This is a genomic window from Staphylococcus sp. HMSC063A07, from assembly GCF_001836955.1.
Taxonomy (GTDB): Bacteria; Bacillota; Bacilli; order Staphylococcales; family Staphylococcaceae; genus Staphylococcus; species Staphylococcus lugdunensis.
The window spans coordinates 83,952-105,848 of sequence record NZ_KV830913.1 but is presented as its reverse complement, the minus strand read 5'-3'; the positions used below and the strand labels follow the sequence as shown (position 1 = coordinate 105,848).

General features: G+C 33.5%; 24 protein-coding genes. 15 read left to right on the top strand and 9 right to left on the bottom strand.

Translation table 11 applies throughout. The features are described from left to right. Nucleotides 1–62 precede the first annotated feature (62 nt). Together HMPREF2597_RS03795 and HMPREF2597_RS03790 are read right to left on the bottom strand one after the other, a co-directional pair. On the bottom strand, nucleotides 63–284 hold the full coding sequence (locus HMPREF2597_RS03795; protein WP_002459851.1) for a DUF2922 domain-containing protein: 222 nt from the start codon (nucleotides 282–284) through the stop codon (nucleotides 63–65). Nucleotides 285–299: 15 nt separating this feature from the next. Next, the gene (locus HMPREF2597_RS03790; protein WP_002479411.1) at nucleotides 300–506 is read right to left on the bottom strand and encodes a sigS mRNA-stabilizing protein SroA; all 207 of its coding nucleotides are present in this window, start codon (nucleotides 504–506) and stop codon (nucleotides 300–302) included. Nucleotides 507–644: 138 nt separating this feature from the next. Between HMPREF2597_RS03790 and HMPREF2597_RS03785 the strand changes: the two genes are divergently transcribed. From HMPREF2597_RS03785 to HMPREF2597_RS03745, 9 genes are all read left to right on the top strand, one after another. Beyond that, complete coding sequence (locus HMPREF2597_RS03785) at nucleotides 645–1,202, top strand: tyrosine-type recombinase/integrase (protein WP_002479410.1); 558 nt, start codon at nucleotides 645–647, stop codon at nucleotides 1,200–1,202. 29 nt (nucleotides 1,203–1,231) lie between these two features. Continuing rightward, nucleotides 1,232–3,634, top strand: a complete 2,403-nt coding sequence (locus HMPREF2597_RS03780) for a DUF4040 family protein (RefSeq protein WP_002479409.1) — start codon at nucleotides 1,232–1,234, stop codon at nucleotides 3,632–3,634. After that, entirely contained in the window at nucleotides 3,621–4,046 is a 426-nt protein-coding gene (gene mnhB2, locus HMPREF2597_RS03775) for a Na+/H+ antiporter Mnh2 subunit B (RefSeq protein ID WP_002459847.1), read from the top strand. Before HMPREF2597_RS03780 ends, mnhB2 begins: the two co-directional genes overlap by 14 nt. After that, nucleotides 4,043–4,393 (top strand): Na+/H+ antiporter Mnh2 subunit C, encoded by a 351-nt coding sequence (gene mnhC2 / locus HMPREF2597_RS03770; RefSeq protein WP_002479408.1) that lies wholly within the window; start codon nucleotides 4,043–4,045, stop codon nucleotides 4,391–4,393. Before mnhB2 ends, mnhC2 begins: the two co-directional genes overlap by 4 nt. After that, nucleotides 4,383–5,882 (top strand): Na+/H+ antiporter Mnh2 subunit D, encoded by a 1,500-nt coding sequence (mnhD2, locus tag HMPREF2597_RS03765; protein WP_002459845.1) that lies wholly within the window; start codon nucleotides 4,383–4,385, stop codon nucleotides 5,880–5,882. Before mnhC2 ends, mnhD2 begins: the two co-directional genes overlap by 11 nt. Further along, complete coding sequence (gene mnhE2 / locus HMPREF2597_RS03760) at nucleotides 5,879–6,361, top strand: Na+/H+ antiporter Mnh2 subunit E (RefSeq protein ID WP_002459844.1); 483 nt, start codon at nucleotides 5,879–5,881, stop codon at nucleotides 6,359–6,361. Before mnhD2 ends, mnhE2 begins: the two co-directional genes overlap by 4 nt. Then, nucleotides 6,361–6,663 carry a Na+/H+ antiporter Mnh2 subunit F gene (gene mnhF2 / locus HMPREF2597_RS03755; protein WP_002459843.1) on the top strand — a complete coding sequence of 101 codons (303 nt, stop codon included), beginning with the start codon at nucleotides 6,361–6,363 and terminating at the stop codon, nucleotides 6,661–6,663. Before mnhE2 ends, mnhF2 begins: the two co-directional genes overlap by 1 nt. Continuing rightward, entirely contained in the window at nucleotides 6,638–7,135 is a 498-nt protein-coding gene (locus HMPREF2597_RS03750; RefSeq protein WP_002459842.1) for a Na+/H+ antiporter subunit G, read from the top strand. The genes mnhF2 and HMPREF2597_RS03750 overlap by 26 nt, the downstream gene beginning before the upstream one ends. 304 nt (nucleotides 7,136–7,439) lie before the next feature. After that, on the top strand, nucleotides 7,440–9,479 hold the full coding sequence (locus HMPREF2597_RS03745; protein ID WP_002492980.1) for a cation:proton antiporter: 2,040 nt from the start codon (nucleotides 7,440–7,442) through the stop codon (nucleotides 9,477–9,479). Between the two features lie 239 nt (nucleotides 9,480–9,718). On the opposite strand, the gene mntC is transcribed toward HMPREF2597_RS03745, so the two are convergent. Genes mntC through HMPREF2597_RS03730 form a run of 3 tightly spaced genes read right to left on the bottom strand, consistent with a single transcriptional unit; the run spans nucleotide 9,719 to nucleotide 12,206 of the window. Continuing rightward, nucleotides 9,719–10,639 (bottom strand): manganese ABC transporter substrate-binding lipoprotein MntC, encoded by a 921-nt coding sequence (mntC, locus tag HMPREF2597_RS03740; protein ID WP_002459840.1) that lies wholly within the window; start codon nucleotides 10,637–10,639, stop codon nucleotides 9,719–9,721. Further along, nucleotides 10,627–11,472: a metal ABC transporter permease gene (locus HMPREF2597_RS03735; RefSeq protein WP_037540834.1), complete on the bottom strand. Its 846-nt coding sequence runs from the start codon at nucleotides 11,470–11,472 to the stop codon at nucleotides 10,627–10,629. The genes mntC and HMPREF2597_RS03735 overlap by 13 nt, the downstream gene beginning before the upstream one ends. A gap of 32 nt (nucleotides 11,473–11,504) precedes the next feature. Continuing rightward, nucleotides 11,505–12,206, bottom strand: coding sequence for a metal ABC transporter ATP-binding protein (locus HMPREF2597_RS03730; protein WP_037540836.1), 702 nt, complete (start codon nucleotides 12,204–12,206; stop codon nucleotides 11,505–11,507). A 121-nt stretch (nucleotides 12,207–12,327) separates the two neighbouring features. On the opposite strand from HMPREF2597_RS03730, the gene HMPREF2597_RS03725 reads away from it, so the two are divergent. Next, the gene (locus tag HMPREF2597_RS03725; RefSeq protein WP_002459837.1) at nucleotides 12,328–12,975 is read left to right on the top strand and encodes a metal-dependent transcriptional regulator; all 648 of its coding nucleotides are present in this window, start codon (nucleotides 12,328–12,330) and stop codon (nucleotides 12,973–12,975) included. A 149-nt stretch (nucleotides 12,976–13,124) separates the two neighbouring features. Here HMPREF2597_RS03725 and HMPREF2597_RS03720 read toward each other — a convergent pair whose 3' ends face one another. Then, the gene (locus HMPREF2597_RS03720; RefSeq protein WP_002479405.1) at nucleotides 13,125–13,871 is read right to left on the bottom strand and encodes a M50 family metallopeptidase; all 747 of its coding nucleotides are present in this window, start codon (nucleotides 13,869–13,871) and stop codon (nucleotides 13,125–13,127) included. A gap of 200 nt (nucleotides 13,872–14,071) precedes the next feature. On the opposite strand from HMPREF2597_RS03720, the gene tarA reads away from it, so the two are divergent. Further along, nucleotides 14,072–14,842: an N-acetylglucosaminyldiphosphoundecaprenol N-acetyl-beta-D-mannosaminyltransferase TarA gene (gene tarA / locus HMPREF2597_RS03715; RefSeq protein WP_002479404.1), complete on the top strand. Its 771-nt coding sequence runs from the start codon at nucleotides 14,072–14,074 to the stop codon at nucleotides 14,840–14,842. A 145-nt stretch (nucleotides 14,843–14,987) separates the two neighbouring features. On the opposite strand, the gene HMPREF2597_RS03710 is transcribed toward tarA, so the two are convergent. The 3 genes from HMPREF2597_RS03710 to tagH form a co-directional block, all read right to left on the bottom strand. Continuing rightward, a complete protein-coding gene (locus HMPREF2597_RS03710) occupies nucleotides 14,988–16,013 on the bottom strand; it encodes an NAD-dependent formate dehydrogenase (protein ID WP_002479403.1) in 1,026 nt (341 codons plus the stop codon). Nucleotides 16,014–16,203: 190 nt separating this feature from the next. Then, nucleotides 16,204–16,551: a Na-translocating system protein MpsC family protein gene (locus tag HMPREF2597_RS03705; protein ID WP_014533359.1), complete on the bottom strand. Its 348-nt coding sequence runs from the start codon at nucleotides 16,549–16,551 to the stop codon at nucleotides 16,204–16,206. Nucleotides 16,552–16,696: 145 nt separating this feature from the next. Further along, nucleotides 16,697–17,491 carry a teichoic acids export ABC transporter ATP-binding subunit TagH gene (gene tagH, locus HMPREF2597_RS03700; RefSeq protein ID WP_002459832.1) on the bottom strand — a complete coding sequence of 265 codons (795 nt, stop codon included), beginning with the start codon at nucleotides 17,489–17,491 and terminating at the stop codon, nucleotides 16,697–16,699. A gap of 398 nt (nucleotides 17,492–17,889) precedes the next feature. Between tagH and HMPREF2597_RS03695 the strand changes: the two genes are divergently transcribed. The 4 genes from HMPREF2597_RS03695 (at nucleotide 17,890) to tagD (ending at nucleotide 21,598) form a co-directional block, all read left to right on the top strand. Next, nucleotides 17,890–18,702 carry an ABC transporter permease gene (locus HMPREF2597_RS03695; RefSeq protein ID WP_002492956.1) on the top strand — a complete coding sequence of 271 codons (813 nt, stop codon included), beginning with the start codon at nucleotides 17,890–17,892 and terminating at the stop codon, nucleotides 18,700–18,702. Between the two features lie 242 nt (nucleotides 18,703–18,944). Beyond that, nucleotides 18,945–20,033 carry a teichoic acid glycerol-phosphate primase TarB gene (tarB, locus tag HMPREF2597_RS03690; protein WP_070817155.1) on the top strand — a complete coding sequence of 363 codons (1,089 nt, stop codon included), beginning with the start codon at nucleotides 18,945–18,947 and terminating at the stop codon, nucleotides 20,031–20,033. Beyond that, a complete protein-coding gene (locus tag HMPREF2597_RS03685; protein ID WP_002479402.1) occupies nucleotides 20,030–21,097 on the top strand; it encodes a glycosyltransferase family 2 protein in 1,068 nt (355 codons plus the stop codon). Before tarB ends, HMPREF2597_RS03685 begins: the two co-directional genes overlap by 4 nt. A gap of 102 nt (nucleotides 21,098–21,199) precedes the next feature. Then, nucleotides 21,200–21,598: a glycerol-3-phosphate cytidylyltransferase gene (gene tagD, locus HMPREF2597_RS03680; RefSeq protein ID WP_002459827.1), complete on the top strand. Its 399-nt coding sequence runs from the start codon at nucleotides 21,200–21,202 to the stop codon at nucleotides 21,596–21,598. The last annotated feature ends 299 nt before the right edge of the window (nucleotides 21,599–21,897 follow it).

Below are 21,897 nucleotides of genomic sequence, written 5' to 3'. Positions count from 1 at the left end.
CCCCAGACTCCGTCAAAAATGGTTAATAATAATCAATTGCTATGGATATTAGTATGAACAAGTTACTTTTCTTCAAAAATGGCAGTTGTTGATTTGTCAATGAGATAAGCCGCAATAGCTTTAACTGGTAAACCAGTTGTTGGATTTAAAATTTTCAATGCAATTAAGTTATTCATGGCTTCTTTAACATGATCTGCATCGGTTGTTGCAACGATATTTGGAACTTGCAGTCTAGCATTTTTATTATCAGCCGTTTTAAATACTAATTCTAGAGTTTTTGGCATGATATGTCCTCCTTATTATACAATTTCTTCAGTTTTAATCGCTTCCACTTTATCAAATTTTAAACCAGTAAGTTGACTTATAATTTGAGAAAATGATTTGATTTGGTCTGCAGTGGCTTGTGGATTCAGTTTTGCAAAGCGTCGTTTTTGTTCTTGTGCTTTACCTGCATCATTAAGTTTGATTTCAGTAAGCTGAACAGTCAGTTGATTGATTTGATTCATTATTTTCACCTCCTTACACTTTATATATCGTTGCGCATTATCAAAAGAGCCAAATGAATTTGAATATATAAGCATAATTCTTTTATGTAACTTAAATATGTATTATTATTAAATGAGAAACAATTATGAGGTGGCCAAATGAATCAAGTAGAACCTATTAGAAATAAAGAAGATATTAAGCGTATGTATCAAGTGCTTAGCATGAAATCTAAGCGAGATTATTTATTTTTCAAATTAGCAATTCATACCGGCATTAGATTGACAGACTTATTAAAATTAGAAGTGAAAGATATTAAAAATCTGCAAAGAGGGAATATTAAAACAGCTTGGATTGAAAACACAGTACCGTCAATTAAGATTAAGTTGCCTGAAACATTACGTCAAGAACTGACAGATTATATTGATGACTATCAATTGGCTAATCAGCAATTATTATTCCAATCAATACGTACACATCAGGCGCTTTCAAGACAGCAGGCCTATAGAATTATTCATCAAGCAGCAGAAGAATTAGGTATTTTACATATAGGATTAACAACTTTGCGCAAAACATTTGCATATCATGCCTATGAATCGGGTATTTCAATTTCGATAATACAAAAATATTTAGGTCACCAGACGACGCAAGAAACAATGAAGTTTATTGGCATTAAGAAAATTGAGAAAAATCAAACAGTGATTGCATTGAATTTATAAGTAATCACTTACATAAAAGGAGGCTTTTGATGAGCATTGTTTATCTTATGGGTGCACTCATCGTTGTTATGGTAGTCGTTTTAGGCACTTTATTTATAAAGCCAAGTCAACGATATACTGGTTACATTGCACTACTTGCACCTATAATGGCATCAAGCTATTTTATTTATCACATACCTATAGTATTAAAAGAACAGTATCCAGCCATCCATATACCTTGGATGTCATCTATAGACATTAATGTAGATTTACGTTTAGACGGCCTTGGACTAATGTTTGGTTTGATTATTTCAATCATTGGGGTGGCAGTATTTTTCTACGCGACACAGTACCTTACTTCTGGAAAAGATAATTTACCTCGGTTTTTTATCTATTTATTATTATTTATGTTTGCCATGTTAGGTATTGTTGTTTCCAATAATACAATTCTGATGTACGTTTTTTGGGAATTAACAAGCATCTCATCTTTTTTACTTATTTCATATTGGTATAGCAATGCAAATAGTCAGCTAGGTGCTATTCAATCATTTATGATCACCGTGTTTGGCGGACTAGCGCTACTTGCAGGTTTTATCATGCTTTATATGATGACTGGAACAAATACGATTACTGAGCTTTTACAGCAACGACACCACATCTCCCAACAACCGCTATTTATTCCCGCTATGCTTCTAATGCTAATTGGTGCATTTACAAAATCAGCCCAATTTCCATTCCACGTATGGCTGCCCAAAGCGATGGCAGCGCCCACACCGGTTAGTGCATATCTGCATTCAGCAACAATGGTGAAAGCTGGATTATTTCTGTTATTTAAATTCACACCATTACTTGGTTTAAGTGATAGTTATATTTATATTGTGACATTTGTCGGTTTAATTACGATGATATTTGGAGCTATCGCAGCGCTAAGATTATATGATTTAAAAGGGATATTGGCTTATTCTACTATTAGTCAACTCGGCATGATTATGTCAATGATTGGTCTTGGAGGTGGAATTGCACAACAAACTACAGGTAAAATGGCAGAATTATACATCATGATTTTATTTGCTGGTTTATTTCATTTAATGAATCATGCCATATTTAAATGTGTATTATTTATGGGTGTAGGCATTATTGATCATGAAGCAGGTACACGAGATATTCGTCGTCTTGGAGGTATGAGGCATCATTTTCCTAAGATGCATATTGTCATGACATTAGCAGCATTATCCATGGCAGGGGTCCCGTTATTGAATGGGTTCTTAAGTAAAGAAATGTTCTTCGACGGACTAGTGCATGCGCGTAATCTAGCACAATTTGATATAACGTTAACAATCATCGTTACAGCGATTGGTGTTATTGCAAGTCTCTTTACTTTTATTTATGCATTATACATGGTTAAAGAAACCTTTTGGGGTAAATTTGATACGCAAAAAGTCCCTCGAAAAAATATTCACGAGCCGTGGCTATTTAGTATACCTGCAGTGATATTAGGTCTGCTTATTCCGATTATTTTCTTTATTCCCAATTTGTTTACGCAACACATTGTCATACCTGCACTACGTAGTGTTTCTCAGTTGGGTACAGAAGTTGAAGCTATCGCACCACACGTTTCACAATGGCATGGCATAAATTTACCGCTAATTTTTACCATTGTTATCATCGCTGTAGGTTTACTTGGAACACTGTTTATTGATTGGAAATATCTCCGTTTAGGCATGTTAAAAACGGCTTCAATTACACAATCGTATCGCTCAGTGTATCAATGGTTTGAAAGATATTCTGGACAAAGTATTAGAAAATTAATGAGTAATCGCTTGAATTATTATTTGATTATTACGTTGATGATTTTTTCTGTGATTGTTGCTTATGGCATGATTCAAGTTGGTTTTCCCAAAGTGGCAGAAGTTCATGTTTCAGAATTTGGCCCCCTTGAAGTGATTTTACTTATATTAATTAGCATTGTTGGTATTGCGCTTGTCTTTATTAGACAGCGTTTGACAATGGTTATTTTAAATGGTGTGATTGGCTTTTCTGTGGCATTGTTTTTTATTGCAATGAAAGCCCCTGATTTGGCACTTACACAACTTGTTGTTGAGACAATTACAACGATACTATTTATTGTCAGCTTTTCACGTTTACCAAACGTGGCTCGTAAAGCACCCAATATGATGAAAGAAACGATTAAAATTATTATTTCATTGATTGTTGCTGGGTCAGTAATGATGCTTATTTTTATCACACAAAATGGAGAAAGCATCAGTTCAATCTCTAAGTATTATCTTAATGCTTATCAACTAACGGGTGGAAAAAATATTGTCAATGCTATATTAGGAGATTTTCGTGCATTAGATACTATGTTTGAGGGCTTGGTCTTAATTATCGCTGGATTAGGTATCTTCACATTACTTAACTATAAAGATCGGAGGGGTCAAGATGAAAGAAAATGATGTAGTTCTAAAAACAGTTACTAAAATTGTAGTGTTTATTTTATTAACATTTGGTTTTTACGTTTTCTTGGCTGGGCATAATAACCCAGGTGGCGGTTTCATTGGTGGACTTGTTTTTAGTTCGGCATTTATTCTAATGTTCTTGGCCTTTGACGTGTCAGAAGTATTGGCAAGTTTACCAGTTGATTTTAGAAAGTTGATGATTTTAGGTGCATTAATTTCTGTTACGACTGCCATTGTTCCTATGTTTTTTGGCAAGCCGTTTTTATATCAATCTGAAGCGCATTTACATTTGCCTATTTTCGATGAATTGCACCTAACTACGGTTACCTTATTTGAATTAGGCATCTTGCTGACGGTGGTTGGCGTGATTGTTACAGTGATGTTATCCATTAGTGGTGGTAAGTCATGAACATCATTTTATTATTAGTTATAGGATTCTTAGTATTTATAGGAACATACATGATCCTATCACTTAATTTAATTCGAATTGTTATTGGTATTTCAATTTACACGCATGCTGGGAATCTTATTATTATGAGCATGGGTAAATATAGTAGTCATATGACGGAGCCGCTTATTGGAACTTCGAATACGAATTATGTTGATCCTTTATTACAAGCTATTGTTTTGACTGCCATTGTTATTGGCTTTGCGATGACTGCTTTTCTACTCGTCTTAGTATACAGAACTTATCGTGTAACGAAAGAAGTAGAAATTAACTTGCTGAGAGGAGATGAAGAGAATCATGAGCAGTAATTTACTTATTTTACCCATTCTTCTTCCTTTTCTCTGTGCGCTTGTCTTAGTTTTTACTAAAAATAAGAACAATACTTCAAAAATATTATATATTGGGACGATGTCTGTTACGACCGTTATTTCTTTAGCATTATTAATATATGTGTTGAACCATAAGCCAATCACTTTAGATTTTGGAGGTTGGAAAGCACCCTTCGGCATCCAATTTTTAGGCGATTCTCTTAGTTTATTGTTGGTAACAATAACGTCATTTGTGGTTACTTTAATTATGTCATACGGGTTTGGTCGTGGTGAAAATCGAGTTAACCGTTATTATTTACCAACGTTTATTTTATTTTTAACTGTTGGTGTGATTGGATCCTTTTTAACTTCTGATTTGTTCAACTTATATGTGATGTTTGAGATTATGTTATTGGCTTCATTTGTACTAGTTACGTTAGGACAATCTGTTGAACAATTAAGAGCGGCAATTATTTATGTCGTACTTAATATTATTGGTTCGTGGATTTTCTTGCTGGGTATAGGTTTGTTGTACAAAACGGTAGGAACGTTGAATTTTACTCAAATTGCATTAAGGCTTGATCAAATGCAGGATAATAAAACAATCATTATTATTTCATTAGTCTTTATAGTTGCATTTGGTTCCAAAGCTGCATTGGTCATCTTTATGTGGTTGCCTAAAGCTTATGCTGTGTTAAATACAGAGTTGGCTGCGCTATTTGCTGCATTAATGACCAAGGTAGGTGCCTATGCATTAATTCGTTTTTTCACTTTGCTGTTTAATCAACATACTGGAGTCACGCATCCATTGCTGGTATTTATGGCATGCATCACGATGATTATTGGTGCGTTTGGTGTGATTGCTTATCATGACATAAAGAAAATCGCTTCTTATCAAGTAGTCTTATCAATTGGATTTATTATTCTAGGTCTTGGTTCTAATACTTTTGATGGCGTTAATGGAGCTATTTTCTATCTAGCTAATGATATGGTTGTTAAAACAATGCTCTTTTTCATTATAGGTAGTTTAGTTTATATGACTGGTTATCGGGAGTATAAATATTTAAATGGCTTAGCTAAAAAAGAACCATTGTATGGTGTAGCATTTGTCATTATGATTTTTGCATTAGGTGGCGTGCCGCCATTTAGTGGTTTTCCAGGGAAGGTGCTTATTTTTCAAGGTGCGATTCAAAATGGCAATTATATAGGTTTAACGTTATTGATTTTGACGAGTTTAATAGCGATGTACAGCTTATTTAGAATCTTTTTTGTGATGTATTGGGGTGATGCGGATGGTGAACAAGTAAATTTCAATCCATTACCGACACATCGTAAAAGTATTTTAAGCGTACTAATTGTAGTTGTCATTACAATGGGAATTGCTGCACCGATCGTCCTTAATGTTACTGAAGATGCTACAAAGATGAATATGGATGGACACACATTTCATCAACTAGTTAATCCACACTTGAAGGAGGAACTAAAATGAGACAAGTAGTTTTAAATATTTTAATTGCATTTTTATGGGTCTTATTTCAAGATGAAGATTCATTCTTGTTCTCAACGTTCTTCTCTGGATATGTGATTGGTATCGTTGTTATTTACATTTTGCATCGTTTTTTCAATCAAGAATTTTATCCTAAGAAACTGTGGGTAGCATTTAAATTTTTAATGGTTTATTTATACCAATTAGTTACATCAAGTATCTCGACCATTAATTATATTTTGTTTAAGACGAATGATATGAATCCTGGGTTGTTGACATATGAAACCACATTGAAAAATGATTGGGCTATTACCTTTTTAACGATATTGATTATTATTACGCCTGGTTCTACGGTTATACGCATTTCAAAGAAAACGAACAAATTTTTTATTCATAGTATTGATGTGTCGGACAAGGATAAAGCAACTTTACTCAGAAATATCAAACATTATGAAGACTTAATTTTGGAGGTGATGCAATAATGATAGCGACTTTAACCATGTTCTTTACGACGAGTGCGTTAATTGTTTTTGGTATTGCATTACTTATCGCTATGTTTAGATTAATTAAAGGGCCAACAACAGCGGATCGTGTAGTGGCTTTTGATACAACGAGTGCTGTTATCATGTCCATCGTAGGCGTATTGAGTGTTATTAATCGTACAGTATCATTTTTGGATTCTATCATGCTCATTGCTATCATATCCTTTGTAAGCTCTGTATCAATTTCTAGATTTATAGGAGGAGGGCGTGTGTTTAATGGAACTAACAAAAGAAATAATTAATTTATGTGCCTCAATTCTAATATTTCTAGGTAGTATGATTGCATTGATTAGTTCAATAGGCCTAGTCAAATTTCAGGATGTCTTTTTAAGAAGCCATGCCTCAACTAAAAGTTCTACATTGTCAGTGCTATTAACGTTGGTAGGAGTATTAATATTTTTTACTAATGAACAAAGTTTCTTTAGTGTGAGATTGTTATTATCTATCGTCTTTATTAATTTAACTTCTCCAGTAGGAATGCATTTGGTAGCACGTGCTGCCTATCGTACTGGAGCTTATATGTATCGCAAAGATGATGTGCCACGACAGTCAACAATATTGCTGAGCTCAAAGGAATTTAACACACCTGAGGAATTAAAAACACGTGCTAAATTAAGAGAAGAACGGCGCGAGAAATTATATTATGATTTTACGCAAAAAGATGTTGGAAAAAAGAAACAAACTGATTCATCAGATTATAGCGATGATAAATAAGAACTATGATCTTCGAGCAGGTCTCATCATAACTGCTAGAAGAAATTAAATGACATATTGACCTAAATATATTATTTAAGCAAGTCATTTAAAATAATGTATACAACATGTTAAAATTTATTACAAGTTTAATTGAAATTTAATCAATGCATGACATAGAACAATTTTAGGCTCAGTTCCTTCCTTTATGGTCATCCTCTATGCTTATGTTTATTGTTATCTACATAAAAGAGACATTGTGATTGCAATTACTCAATGTATTGAATAACTCAATTATGCAAAGAAAAAATGGAGAGGTGAAAGATTGGAAATATTTGAAACGATTCTAATATTTCTCGGTGTCGTCATCATAAGCTCTTTTGTGCATACTTTTATACCTAAAGTACCTCTTGCGTTCATTCAAATTACATTTGGCATGCTACTTTTCTTAACTCCTGTTCCTGTTGAATTTAACTTTGATACCGAATTATTTATGGTTACACTAATTGCACCATTACTATTTGTAGAGGGTGTTAACGTATCAAGAGTGCACTTAAGACGTTATATTAAACCAGTTATGTTAATGGCTTTAGGTTTAGTAATTACGACAGTGCTTGGTGTAGGATTATTTGTACATTGGATTTGGCCGGAATTGCCCATTGGTGCAGCCTTTGCATTAGCAGCTATCCTTTGTCCAACAGATGCAGTTGCTGTGCAGGCAATAACAAATGGCAAAATACTACCTAAAGGTTCAATGACTATTTTAGAAGGTGAGTCTTTACTTAATGATGCTGCAGGTATCATTTCATTTAAAATAGCAGTGGGCGTTTTAATTACAGGTGTATTTTCAATTTTTGAAGCGATTGAACAATTTTTAATTGCCTCAATTGGTGGTGCCATTGTCGGTGTCATTATCGGTGTTGCTTTGGTAAGATTCCGCTTAACATTAACACGTCGAGGCATTGAAAATATTAATATGTTTACCTTCATACAACTATTAACACCGTTTGTGACATACTTAGTTGCTGAAATGTTTCATGCTTCAGGTATTATTGCGGCGGTTGTAGCTGGTTTAGTTCATGGCTTTGAAAGAGATCGTATTGCCCAAACGAGAACACAATTGCAAATGAGCTATAACCATACATGGAATATTCTAGGATATGCACTAAATGGTTTTGTTTTTTCTATTTTGGGCTTTTTAGTGCCTGAAGTTGTGGTTAGAATTATTGATAATGAACCACATAATTTACCATTTTTAATGGCGATAACCGTGCTGATTGCTTTGGCTGTATATGTCTTTAGGTTTATTTGGGTTTATGTATTATATCCATATTTTTATTTATCTGTCAGCCCTTTTCAAAAGATGATGTCTAAAGAAGAAGATAAGACAGATGAAAAACCGCCAAAGAGAAGTTTGTATGCCTTAATCATGACGATATGTGGCGTACATGGTACCATTTCATTGGCTATCGCGTTGACATTACCATATGTATTGGCAGATCATCATGCATTTACGTTTCGTAATGATTTATTATTTATTGCATCTGGGATGGTCATCATTAGTTTAGTTATTGCTCAAGTGGCTTTGCCACTAATAACACCGAATGCACCTAAAGCGAAAATCGGTAGTTTAAACTTTAAAGAAGCAAGAATATATATATTAGAAAATGTGATTGATTATTTAAATCAACATGCGACATTAGATACTAGCTATAAATATGGTAATGTGATTAAAGAATATCATGATAAATTAACATTTCTAAAAACGATGTCGAAAGATGATGAAAATTCTAAAGAACTAGAGCGATTACAAAAAATTGCATTTAATGTAGAAACAAAAACATTAGAAAATCTTGCTGAGGAAGGTAACATTACGACGAGTGCACTTGAAAACTATATGCGCTATGCTGAACGTACGCAAGTCTATCGTCAAGCTTCATTAATCCGACGTATGATTGTTGCTGTGAGAGGTATGTTACTTAAAAGTCGTGTAAAGACACGTATCAATGCATCTTCTTCTTTGAGCGTTACAGATAACCTTACAGAGTTGGCGAGAATCAATAAATTAGTACATTATAATGTCGTAAGTCGTTTAGCAAAAGAAGCAACAAGTGACAATACTTTGGAAATTGGTATGGTCTGTGATGGTTACTTAATGCGTATTGAGAACTTAACACCTGATAATTTCTTTAATACTAAAGCAGAAAATACAATGACTAAAATCAAGCTCAACGCATTACGAGAGCAACGTCGCGTATTAAATTCATTAGTTGAAGATGAAGAAATCACTGAAAGTACTGCATTAAAAATTAGAGAAGCGATTAATTATGATGAAATGGTCATCGTTGATAGTTTGACAGATTAAAACAAAAAGAGTGCGCGTTTGGGGAGTGTATGGGTTACACAAACGCGCACTAATTTTATATGGTATAAGCTTTATACCACCATATCGTGTATAGGTTGATTATAAGTTTTACGGAGGATGATGTTTACAACACAAAGTGTGTCAGTATGATTTATACACGATATGGGACTACAAAGCATACTAATATTATAAAGGTGACCTGCTCACCTCAAAGGTGATTGGGGCAAGCAGGTCTGCTATTACTTCATACTATTATGAATGATATCAATATTATATTTCATCATATTGTAGTATGAATCGCCTTTGCTTCCTTTTTTACCAATTGAATCGGTAAAAACTTCGCCATAAATATCTTTATTGGTTTCTTCAGAAAGGCTTTGCATAGCTTTTTTATCTACACTTGTTTCAACAAGTAAATGTTTTACTTTATTATCTTTAACAAATTTTGTTGCTTGTTTCATTTGTTCAGGTGTACCTTGTTTTTCGGTATTAATCTCCCAAATATATCCTGAATGAATATTGAATTGTTTTGAGAAATATTTAAAGGCGCCTTCACTGGTAATCATCGTTCGTTCTTTTTTCGGTATGTCATTAAATTTTGCTTTACTATGATTATTTAATTTTGTAAGTTTATTTAAATACTTATTGCCATGCTTGTCGTAAGATGAAGCATGTTTTTTATCAATATCTTTCAAGGCTTGTTGAATATTTTTGACATATTGAATACCGTTGTCTAGGCTTAGCCAAGCATGTGGGTCTAGTTTGTCTTTATTGCCATTTTCTCCGTTTAGATAAATGGGTTTAACGCCTTTGGAAACAGCAATAACATTTTTATCTTTCAGTGATTTTCCGGCTTGTTTTAAAGCATTTTCAAACCATGCATCACCAGATTCTAAATTTAAACCATTGTAAAATATGACGTCAGCATCTGTAAGCTTTTTAATATCTTTCGGTTTTACTTCATATTCATGAGGGTCTTGTCCTACTGGAACAATACTATGTATATTTACATTATTACCACCGACATGTTTGACCATATCATATATAATAGAGTTTGTTGTTACAACGTTAAGTTTTTTATGATTGTGCGATGTATCTTTACTTCCGCAAGCTGTTAATACTAATAACAGTGCAAGTATAAAGGGAATTAACTTTCGCATGATGAAATACCTCTTTTCTGTTTGTTAGCTAATTTTTTAAAAGTAAATACAATAACGTATGTAATAAACGTACAGATAACGATAGATGCACCACTAGGTAAGTTGTATAGATAACTAAAGAACATACCAATGATTGAACATATCGTACTCAATAAGCTAGAAACCATCATCATTGTAGATAGTTGCTTCGTGATTAAAAATGCAGTCGAAGCAGGCGTAACTAGTAGGGCAACAACGAGAATGATACCCACAGTCTGAATGCTGGCAACTGTAACTAATGCAAGTAGCAGCATGACAAAATAATGTAGCAATGATGTGTTCAAACCGCTCATTTTACTAAATGTAGGATCGAACGTTGAAATCTTCAATGGACGATAAAAAATAATAATTAATACTAAAATCAGTCCACAGATTATCAGTGTTGACAAAAATGCTTGATTCGTAATCGCTAATAAATTACCAAATAAAATGTGATACAAATTAGTTGAACTTTGAATTAAACTAATCATGATAACTCCGAGTGCCAAGAAAGCGGTGAAACAAATTCCTATAGCTGCATCGGGTTTAGTTTTACTTTTATCAGAAATAAAACCGATAAATAAACTTGCAAGCATACCTGAAATCATTGCACCAATGAAAAACGGTATATGTAAGATAAAGGATACCGCGACACCAGGTAGCACTGCATGACTCATGGCATCACCCATAAGTGATAATCCTCGTAAGATGACTAGACTACCGACAGTACCACATGCGATACCTACAACAATTGAAGTAATTAAGGCACGATGTAAAAATTGGTAATCTAATATTTGATTTAGAAAATCTATCATAAACAGCAATGGTACTCCTTTCTTAAATAGTGTTATTTTCCGAGGAATGTCTCATAGATGAGTTCACTATTAACAACGGATTTAGTCGGACCTAAATAGCGCAATGTTTTGTTTAATAACAACACACGATCAAAATAGGCTTCAGTTTTAGATAAGTCATGATAAACAATAAAAATAAGTTTACCACTTCGCTTCAACGCTGCTAATTTTTGCATGATGATATCTTCACTTCTAAAATCTATACCAACAAATGGTTCATCTAAAAAATAAATTCTACTTTCAGACATTAGAGCACGTGCTACAAGGACACGTTGTAGTTGTCCTCCGCTTAGCTGTGAGATTTGTTTATGGCGCAGCGGTGTTAGTTCTAAATCGTCCATAACTTCGACGAGATGTTGACGTGCACTTTTCGGAATTTTAGTAAACCAACCTGTTTCCTTATAACAGCCAGAGAGGATGACTTGTTCTACACTAATAGGGAAATCAATATCGATGTTGGCTTTTTGAGGAATATAGGTCATAGATTTTAACTGATGTTGTATCGGTTTATTAAATAATGTTTGTTTCCCGCTTGCTTGAAACTCACCAATCAGTGATTTAATTAATGATGACTTGCCGGCACCGTTAGGACCTATAATACCAATTATTTCGCCTTGTATTGGTATTTTAAAAGAAATATCTTTCAAGACAATTTTACCGTCAAGTTGAAGTGTTAAGTTAGAGACTTCTAAAATGTTTACACCCCCTAATAAAAAGTTTAGGTTAACCTAATTTATTTCATGATAAACTCTGAACTTTTAACATGTCAAGTATTTTCATGGTACAATTAGGTGAATGTGTCTGTGAGGTGAAGAAATGTTAACAGAAGAAAAAGAAGATTATCTTAAAGCTATACTTGCAAATGATGGTGATCATCAATTTGTTTCCAATAAGCAGTTATCGCTCTATCTTGAAATTAAGCCACCATCAGTTAGTGAAATGGTGAGTCGTCTAGAAAAGGCTGGATATGTGGAAACTAAGCCGTATAAAGGAGTTAAACTGTCTCAAGAAGGTTTAATTCATACATTAGATATTATTAAACGTCATCGCTTGTTAGAATTATTTTTAATTGAAGTGTTGAAGTATAATTGGGAAGAAGTGCATCAAGAAGCAGAGGTATTAGAACATAAAATTTCTGATTTATTTGTACAACGCTTAGATGCGATTTTAAACTATCCAGACACTTGTCCACATGGAGGTATTATTCCACGGAGTAATGAATACAAAGAGAAATATACAACTTCTATCTTAAATTTTGAACCAGGAGAGCATGTGATAATAAGACGTGTGAGAGATAAGACGGAGTTATTGGTTTATTTATCAAGTAAAGACATCTCAATTGGCAATGAAGTGGAAATAGTAGCTAAAGATGAGACGAATAAAGTGCTTATTTTAAAAAGGACTGATAATACGTCAATCTTAAGTTTTGACAATGCGGAGAATATTTTTGTTGAGCAAGCGTAATGATTTTGGTCACGCGTTAAAACTGCATCATACAAAGGATATTCATTAAAATAAGAATAAATATATCGTAGGAGCAAGAAGTCAGAATTTGATTTCTCGCTCCTTTTATTTTTACTGATGCAAATTAAGCTATAAGATGGGGGTAGTTATTAGTAAAATGAGTATTGGAATAACAGATATAAACTGTAACCGTTTATCGAAATCCAAATTAAACTGAATGCGATACTAGGGACATGTGTCATATCTGCTAATGCCTGCCCATCCCATTGGGTTTTAGGACGTTGAAATGTTAATTTAACAATTGTCCAAGATGATTGGATGACTTCGCCTAACAGTACACCTAAAATAAAATGATAACTATAAGACATTATTGTATGTGTAAAAGTATACTGCGCTTGCTGTAAAAATAAATATAATAATGTTACCAACAATATCAAAATGATAATGGGAGACCATTTTCTAGACGTTAAAATTAGAAAATAGATAAAAATAGCAATATAGCATATTAGAAAAATGATTGGATGCTCAGAATGTGCCGAAGCAGCACCAACAAGTAACATAATTGGAGGTAAAATATAGCCACCTAATGTTGTTATTCCATGACCTAATTTACTAGTTGATTGTGTAATCGCATAACCTTGTTGTGATGTCATCTGTCTTTCATATGGTCGCGTAACAATAACTAAATCTTTAGCGCGACCGCCACTTATTTTATTAAATAGAATATGTCCAAATTCATGTGTTAAGACAGGTATGTAATTTAATAAAATGTCAAGATAGGCAAGAACAGGATGATATCTGTAATGATGAATTAAAATATATAAGATACCAATTAACACAATGATATAAAATTTTAAAGTTATCACGGTGGTAAATAAATCTTCTAAATACAACATAATAAACCTCGTAATCTTTTGTTTTTAGTACATGATATTTTCATTATACGCTACTTTGAATATTTTAACTTTTGGACTTTAGATGTATTTTTAAGAATACAATTGCAAACGGGAATAATGTATCATAAACTATATATTCAAAGTATATAGTTATCACGCATGTCGATAATTAGATAGAAAACTCGAAGGAGCATACTGCTATGAGTAATCACGACAAGCCTCACAAAGTAGATATTTTAGGTGTTCGATTTGATAATGTGACCATGTTGGAAATGGTAGAAAACATAACAGCATATGTTGAAAATGAAGCGCAAGACGATAATATGTGGATTGTAACTGCTAATCCAGAAATTGTTGATTATGCGTCTACACACGTACATTATAGAAACTTAATCAATCAAGCCGATTACGTCGTAGCAGATGGCACGGGCATTGTTAAAGCATCAAAGCGTTTAAAACGACCATTAGCTCGACGTATTCCTGGGATAGAACTTATGGATCAATGTTTAAAGATGGCTAATATAAAGCGTCAACGTGTATTCTTATTAGGAGCGAAAAATGAAGTTGTGACTAAAGCACAACGTCGTTTACAACAACGTTATCCATATATTACGTTTGCTAGTCATCATGGATATGTTGATACACATGATGAGACAGTATTAAAACGAATTAAAAAATTAAATCCCGATTATATTTTTGTTGGTATGGGTTTTCCAAAACAAGATGAATGGATTGTCGCACAGCAACATCAGTTTAAGCATACTGTAATGATGGGTGTTGGAGGTTCTTTTGAGGTCTTTAGTGGCATGAAAAAAAGAGCACCTAAAGTATTTAGAAAATTAAATATAGAATGGGTTTATCGGTTGTTAATTGATTGGAAACGTATCGGACGTCTTAAAAGCATCCCTATATTTATGTTAAAGGTTGCTAAAACACAGTATAAAGAACATAAAGAGCAGCATAAGAAATAAGCAAAAATAAAGTCGAGACGATGTGCCATATGCACTTGTCTCGACTTTTTCCTTTATTTATATCATTTAATTTCAAACAGGGGCGTTATATTGCAATGATCGAATAGGGGGGAGCAAGATAACGTAACAGATTTAGTTATGAGTATTATTTTGCTGTATAGCTTGAACTAGCAATACGTCCACTATCAACAATAATATCTTTCTTTTGGAAAGGTTCATTGTTAAAGAAACGAGTTAAAATATCTTTAACGCCATCTTCAATACGTTGTTGTGATTCTAATGTCATGCCGGAATAATGAATCGTCATACCATTACGTGGCATTGTTCTCCAAGGGTGTGTTGCAGGTGCAGGTTGTGGATACCATACATCTCCAGCACAGCCTTGAATATGACCACTATTAACTGCAGCAACAAGTGCGTCAGTATCTACGATTTTACCTCGTGCAGTATTAACAAGATAGCTGCCTGTTTTCATTTGAGATAACACATCAGCATCAAATAGTGTGTCGGTAGAAGGTGTTAATGGCGCATGAATTGTAATTGCATCACTTGTGCGTACAAGTTCTTCAAACTCTACAAAATGAGACAGTTCAGAATCTTTTTGATTGATAGGATCATAATGTTGAATGTTAACATTAAATGGTTTTAAACGTTCTGCTACAAGCTGTCCAATACGGCCAAATCCAAAAATACCAATTGTTTTGTGCTGTAATTCACGTGCTTGATTACCTACTTTAGAAAGGTTCCATTCACCTTCAACAGCTTGACGATGACCTTCCATATAGTTTCTTAAAATAATGAGTAAGTCCATAACAGCATGTTCTGCAACACTTACCGTATTGCTACCTGTTACTTCTACAACGGCAACGTCATGTTCACTAGCTGCTTCAAGATCGACATGGTCTGAGCCAACACCAGCAGTAATAGCAAGTTTTAGTTTTGGTGCTTGTTCGATACGTTTTCTAGTTAAATAAGCAGGATAGAATGGTGCGCTAATAATAATATCTGCATCACTTAAGTGTTGATCTAAGTCTGTTTCTCCATTTTTTAAAATGACAAGCTCATGCTCTGTATGTTCAAGAAAATCAGGAAGACCGATTGCTTTTGTTGTATTTAATAATTGATTATCTAAACCTTGTTCTGTTTCTGGGAATAATGCCACAATTTTCATAATTAATCCGCTCCTATTTATATAAATTAAAATGTTAATCGCATGGCTAATGAGAATATATTAAAAATTAGTAAAAAAATACTCAGTCTTGTTCGACCACCTCCTAAAATGCATACTTTGATTAGCATATTTGAAAAAGTGGGTTAGCAAACAGCACTGAGTACCTTACATCAATCCCTTAGATTGATAATTATTCGATTGTTTTGTCAAAGACGAATATAGAAACGACTTCATCCGTTTTTAAATCAACATCTGTAAATAATTTTACAAATTTTGCACCAACAAGTTTCTCCATTTCAGTTGGAGGGTTTTGCTGATATAAAGCTTTTATTTCTTCGGTTCTGCCATATTTCAACATGCTTTTAAAATCGTCATTTCTTAAATAGAAATTTTCAACTTTACTTAAGCTTCCGGTCATGTGACAGACAGCCCAATTATCTTTAAAGAATACTTTAATATTTTCTGGGCCTTTACCGATATATGACTTACGGTATGCACGTACAAGGTTTGCAAATTGTTGTGATGTCTTGTTAGTAATGACTCAATCACCTACTTTTCCAAACGCATAAAATGTGTCTAATTTGTTACGTCTGTTTATATCATAGTACTGATTAGGTTATTTGAAAAGTAAAAAACTCAAAATTTATGAATTTTTTTGTTTCATAAATTTTGAGCTAGTGTCATTATTTTATGATAAAGCGATTTGCATCCAAGTTTTTACGAAATGCTTTTTGTTCTGCTTTGGATTTTTTCCTGAATTCTTTTAAAAATTGTTCGTATTGAGGTAAAACGTCATCAATATCACCAAATTCTTTGAGTTTACCGCCCTCAATCCAAGCGATTTTCGTACAAAATTCTTTAACTTGACGAATGTTATGACTTACAAAGAAGATGGTTTTGTTCTGTTCTTTAAATTCATAGATTTTATCTAGACATTTTTGAGTGAACGTTTGGTCGCCTACAGATAAAGCTTCATCGATAACTAATATGTCAGGATTAACAGTTACATTGATTGAAAAACCTAATTTTGCACGCATACCACTTGAATATTTTTTCACAGGTTGATAAATAAACTCACCTAATTCACTGAATTCAATAATTTGTGGCATAAGTTTCTTAATTTCTTTGCGTTTAAAGCCCATGCAGAGCATTTTAAACTCAATGTTATCAACACCACTAAGTTGCCCATTAAGTCCAGCGTTAATGGCGATGACACTTACATCACCGTGACGCTCAATATCGCCAGATGTAGGGGATAGAGAGCCGCCAATCATATTGCTTAACGTAGATTTGCCTGAACCGTTGATTCCAACTAGACCAATCACATCACCTTCATGAGCAGTAATTGAAACATCATCTAAAGCGAAAAAGGTATTGTTTTTATGCTTTGGAATTAGCGCATCTTTAATGCGTTCTTTGTTTGTTCGATAAATGCGATATTCTTTTGTAACATTTTTAATGTTTACCGATACGTTCATAATTAAACCTTCCTTACGTGCATTTGTATAGATTATAATATATCACACATCAGTTGTGAAATTTATTAACCTGGTGTAAAGTGAATAGAAGATTTCAGTGATACATCATAAAAGATATCACTCGACTATTAAGATGATTACATATTGATGAAAGATACTGCTAAAACGATAAGTTTGGATGAAATTTATCGATATTTGCCAACTTAAAGCTACTTTTTAAGTTAAATGATAGTATAATGGTTAAGTAATAAAGTAAACGTGTGCAACAATAAAAGGTAACTGTTTACAACTACAGGTTATCGTATGAGTGTGTAACACAGGTTATGCATGCGCAAATAACAGTGGACAGTCAAGTAAAAATAGAAATATGTAATACGTTTGAAAGTGTGGTTTATACGATGTCAGCAGTCTTAACTGTGTTAAAAGAGCATATAAAAAACTTTTATTTAATTCAACGTTTGGCACAATTCCAAATTAAAATTTCTAACCATAATAACTATTTAGGAATTGCATGGGAATTATTAAATCCAGCGTTACAAATTATGGTTTATTGGCTTGTGTTTGGTTTAGGAATTAGAAGTAACAATCCTATTGATGGCGTGCCTTTCGTACTATGGTTATTAGTGGGTATTAGTATGTGGTTTTTTATCAATCAAGGAACATTAGATGGTACGCGTTCTATCTCTCAAAAATTTAATCAAGTTGCTAAAATGAACTTTCCATTATCTATTATTCCAACATATATTGTGACGAGTAAGTTCTATGGACACATTGGCTTGTTAACATTAATTATTTTAGCATGTATGGGTGCAGGGATTTATCCATCTATTCATATCATACAATTGTTGATTTATGTGCCGATTGCGTTCTTCTTTACAGCATCCGTAGCTTTATTAACATCGACACTTGGGATTTTAATTCGAGATACACAAATGATGATGCAAGCGATTATGAGGATCTTATTTTATATGTCACCTATATTATGGATGCCGAAAGACCACGGTGTGAGTGGCATTATCCATAATATTATGAAATTAAATCCAGTCTACTTTATTGCTCAATCTTATCGTGCCGCAATATTATTCCATGAATGGTACTTTATTCAGCATTGGAGATTATTAGTATACAATATAATAGTCATACTATTCTTCTTCATCGTTGGATCAATACTCCATAAACGCTATCGCGATCACTTTGCAGACTTCCTATAATCAACATCCACTAGGCTGAGACATCCAAACATGTCCCAGCCTAAAAAAATGCGGGGGCCCCAACACAGAGAATTTCGACAAGAAATTCCACAAGCAAAAGAAGTTGGGTTCCAACAAAAGAATTACGTTAAAATCGTGCCTTGTTTCTAAGAAATAGTTATGACATATTGTACAGCTTTTATTTTCTATCTATTGTAGAATCATTTATAATTTTAAACATATTATATTTTTGGCGGTGACTTATGAGAATTTTAATCAAGAAACTCTATATGGCCATTATTCGTAGCTTAAATATGTTGTTTTTTCCTGTAAAAGTGAATAAGCAACATATTGTTGTATTTATGACTTTTTATGAAGATATGATGCCCATCATTAAAGCGTTAGTGCAACAGTCATATCAAATTACGGTTATTGGACCTAAAAAATATCAACAAGAGGTTGAGTCATTAGGTCATCTAAACTACTTAATTGCTGGTAATAAAGGTGTCATTCAACATATTAAAGCATTAAGCTCAGCTAGGGTAATATTAATAGATACGTATTATCTTATGTTAGGTGGTTATCGAAAAAAAAGAGGCCAAACGATTATTCAAATCTGGCACGCATCAGGTGCTCTTAAATTATTTGGTCTCCAAGATCATCAAGTAGATACTGCAAACACACAAATGGTGACACAATATAAAAAAGTTTACGATGCGACAGATTATTATCTTATTGGTGGAGAAGAAATGGGGAAGTGCTTTGAAGGTGCGTTTGATGCGCAGGCAGCACAAATGCTTAAATTTGGGCTGCCTCGTTTAGTAGACTATCAACAGCAGGATATGATAAAAAGGCAGCGCGATCTCAAACAGCAGCATGGGATAACGAAGAAACTCATCGTTTACGTTCCTACATATCGTGAAGACCATGGCAACAATCGCAAAATAAACAGTGAAAAGATTGAACAAGCATTGCCAGAGTATCGTGTGATTAGTCAATTTCATCCAAGCATCGTCCATCAATCTTCAGGAATATCTACGCAAGAGTTATTGATTATGGCTGATGTGCTTATCAGTGATTATAGTTCATTGCCCATTGAAGCAAGTTTATTACACAAACCAACATTATTTTATGTTTATGATGAAACGGAATATCATGATCAGCGTGGATTAAATCAATTTTATTGGACGATTCCTGAAGTTTACAAAGTGACAGATGAAGCGGAGATAATTAATAAATTAAAGAATGATAGTACACAACTTAAACCGTTATTTGAGAGTTGGCATGATTATAATTCAACACAGAGTTTAATGTTATTGATGAATTTTATTGATAAGTTGGTGAAAAAATGAAAATAGCAGTTATCATACCTGTATATAATGCTGAGAAAACAATACGTCAGGCAGTAAAATCTATTGATACCACGCATGATGTTGAAATTATATGTGTAAATGATGGATCTACAGATGCTACGCATGAAGTATTAGAAGCACTCCAAAAAGAAGTAAAAAATATGAAAATTATAAAACAAGCTAATCGTGGTGCTGCTGCGAGTAGAAACATTGCACTGGAAGCCATGTCTGCCGATATCGAGGGCTTCTTATTCCTTGATGCGGATGATCAATATTTATCAGGAAGTATCGACAAACTAGTGCACTATTTTAACAAATATGAAGATACGGATGTTGTTATCGGACAAATGGTACGAGGAAAAGAAGGGAATTGGCGTGATATTCCTACGCATGAAGTTTTAAAACAAGAAGCTCGGGTTACATTAGCAGAATGTCCGGAAGTTCTACAGTCAATCGGACCAAGTGCTAAGTTATTTAGTGCTAAATTTAAAAATGAGCGCTTTGATGAAGATGTCGTCTACTGTGAAGAACATACATTTATGGGGCGTGTGTTCTTAAAGGCTAGGGATATTCAATTAATTCCAGACGTGGTATTAGGCTATAATGAACGAGAAGACTCTATTACTGCTAAAATTGCAGACCAATTTTTACCTTATCTAAATGATGCTAGACAAGTACGTTCTAGAATGATGTCAATTCTATTATTAGATAATGAGAAGATATATTATAGCCATCGTTTAGATAATCTCATTGTTAGTTATTTGATCCAAAATTATTTATTAAAGTATCCTAAAATTGATATAACTGTGATTGAAGCAATCATTCAATATATTAGAGATATGCAGCATACGCATTATTCAGGAGATGCTTTATTTAGAGTGATTCAAGCTGTTGAACAGGGTGCATCGCATTGGACTAAAGAAACTTATAAATTGTGGAGACAAACGTTGTTAGAAGTTGGCGTTGGAAGACCTAAGCGTTTATTGGCTTTTGAATTTAGTGTAACCCCTAAAAAAGTGCGTTTCACTAGTAAACAGAGAATCAAGAAGTTATTAAAAAAATAATGCAATAATTATAAAGTGACATCTAAAAGATGGTGTAAAGAAATTATTTATGCTACATTAAGATTGTAAATTTTTAGTTAAGGATAAGGAGTTTAACATATCATGAGACGAGTCATTACTTATGGCACTTACGACTTATTACATTATGGCCATATTGAATTGTTAAGAAGAGCACGAGAAATGGGAGATTATCTCATTGTGGCACTTTCTTCAGATGAATTTAATCAGATTAAACATAAAAAGTCATATTATGATTATGAACAACGTAAAATGATGCTTGAGTCAATTCGTTACGTAGATTTAGTAATTCCAGAGAATGACTGGGGTCAAAAAGAAACAGATGTTGAGCGCTATGAGATAGATACATTTGTTATGGGTCATGATTGGGAAGGCGAATTTGATTTCTTAAAAGATAAATGCGAAGTAGTTTATTTAAAACGTACAGAAGGCATTTCTACAACGCAAATTAAACAAGAGCTTTATGGTAAAGATGCAAAATAAAAAGTTAGAGATATAAATCCTTAAAGAAGCACAAAGATGATTTGAAATTTACAATCGTCTTTGTGCTTCTTTTATAATCAATACTTCATATTGGTGGCTGAAGTTGTCTTGTTCCCTCAAGCGTTTCGCAATGACATTTAATATAAAAATAATGAAGAGGGTCTAGGACATTATTATGTTTTAGGCTATGAACTAAATATTGGTAGTAGTTGACTGGATTGAAAATACGCGGACGCCAAACTTTTTTCAATCCAGTCAACCTTGCCGGAGCGGGACTAAGAATTCATAATGAATGCTGT

Bases quoted from the DNA above. Each gene is read 5' to 3' on its own strand.
- HMPREF2597_RS03785 (WP_002479410.1), top strand. From the start codon at position 645: ATGAATCAAGTAGAACCTATTAGAAATAAAGAAGATATTAAGCGTATG.
- HMPREF2597_RS03695 (WP_002492956.1), top strand. From the start codon at position 17,890: ATGTCAGCAGTCTTAACTGTGTTAAAAGAGCATATAAAAAACTTTTAT.
- mnhE2 (WP_002459844.1), top strand. From the start codon at position 5,879: ATGAGACAAGTAGTTTTAAATATTTTAATTGCATTTTTATGGGTCTTA.
- HMPREF2597_RS03710 (WP_002479403.1), bottom strand. From the start codon at position 16,013: ATGAAAATTGTGGCATTATTCCCAGAAACAGAACAAGGTTTAGATAAT.
- tagH (WP_002459832.1), bottom strand. From the start codon at position 17,491: ATGAACGTATCGGTAAACATTAAAAATGTTACAAAAGAATATCGCATT.
- mnhC2 (WP_002479408.1), top strand. From the start codon at position 4,043: ATGAACATCATTTTATTATTAGTTATAGGATTCTTAGTATTTATAGGA.
- mnhF2 (WP_002459843.1), top strand. From the start codon at position 6,361: ATGATAGCGACTTTAACCATGTTCTTTACGACGAGTGCGTTAATTGTT.
- HMPREF2597_RS03720 (WP_002479405.1), bottom strand. From the start codon at position 13,871: ATGTTGTATTTAGAAGATTTATTTACCACCGTGATAACTTTAAAATTT.
- HMPREF2597_RS03790 (WP_002479411.1), bottom strand. From the start codon at position 506: ATGAATCAAATCAATCAACTGACTGTTCAGCTTACTGAAATCAAACTT.
- mntC (WP_002459840.1), bottom strand. From the start codon at position 10,639: ATGCGAAAGTTAATTCCCTTTATACTTGCACTGTTATTAGTATTAACA.
- tarA (WP_002479404.1), top strand. From the start codon at position 14,072: ATGAGTAATCACGACAAGCCTCACAAAGTAGATATTTTAGGTGTTCGA.
- HMPREF2597_RS03685 (WP_002479402.1), top strand. From the start codon at position 20,030: ATGAAAATAGCAGTTATCATACCTGTATATAATGCTGAGAAAACAATA.
- mnhD2 (WP_002459845.1), top strand. From the start codon at position 4,383: ATGAGCAGTAATTTACTTATTTTACCCATTCTTCTTCCTTTTCTCTGT.
- HMPREF2597_RS03780 (WP_002479409.1), top strand. From the start codon at position 1,232: ATGAGCATTGTTTATCTTATGGGTGCACTCATCGTTGTTATGGTAGTC.
- HMPREF2597_RS03735 (WP_037540834.1), bottom strand. From the start codon at position 11,472: ATGATAGATTTTCTAAATCAAATATTAGATTACCAATTTTTACATCGT.
- HMPREF2597_RS03750 (WP_002459842.1), top strand. From the start codon at position 6,638: ATGGAACTAACAAAAGAAATAATTAATTTATGTGCCTCAATTCTAATA.
- tarB (WP_070817155.1), top strand. From the start codon at position 18,945: ATGAGAATTTTAATCAAGAAACTCTATATGGCCATTATTCGTAGCTTA.
- tagD (WP_002459827.1), top strand. From the start codon at position 21,200: ATGAGACGAGTCATTACTTATGGCACTTACGACTTATTACATTATGGC.
- mnhB2 (WP_002459847.1), top strand. From the start codon at position 3,621: ATGAAAGAAAATGATGTAGTTCTAAAAACAGTTACTAAAATTGTAGTG.
- HMPREF2597_RS03795 (WP_002459851.1), bottom strand. From the start codon at position 284: ATGCCAAAAACTCTAGAATTAGTATTTAAAACGGCTGATAATAAAAAT.
- HMPREF2597_RS03725 (WP_002459837.1), top strand. From the start codon at position 12,328: ATGTTAACAGAAGAAAAAGAAGATTATCTTAAAGCTATACTTGCAAAT.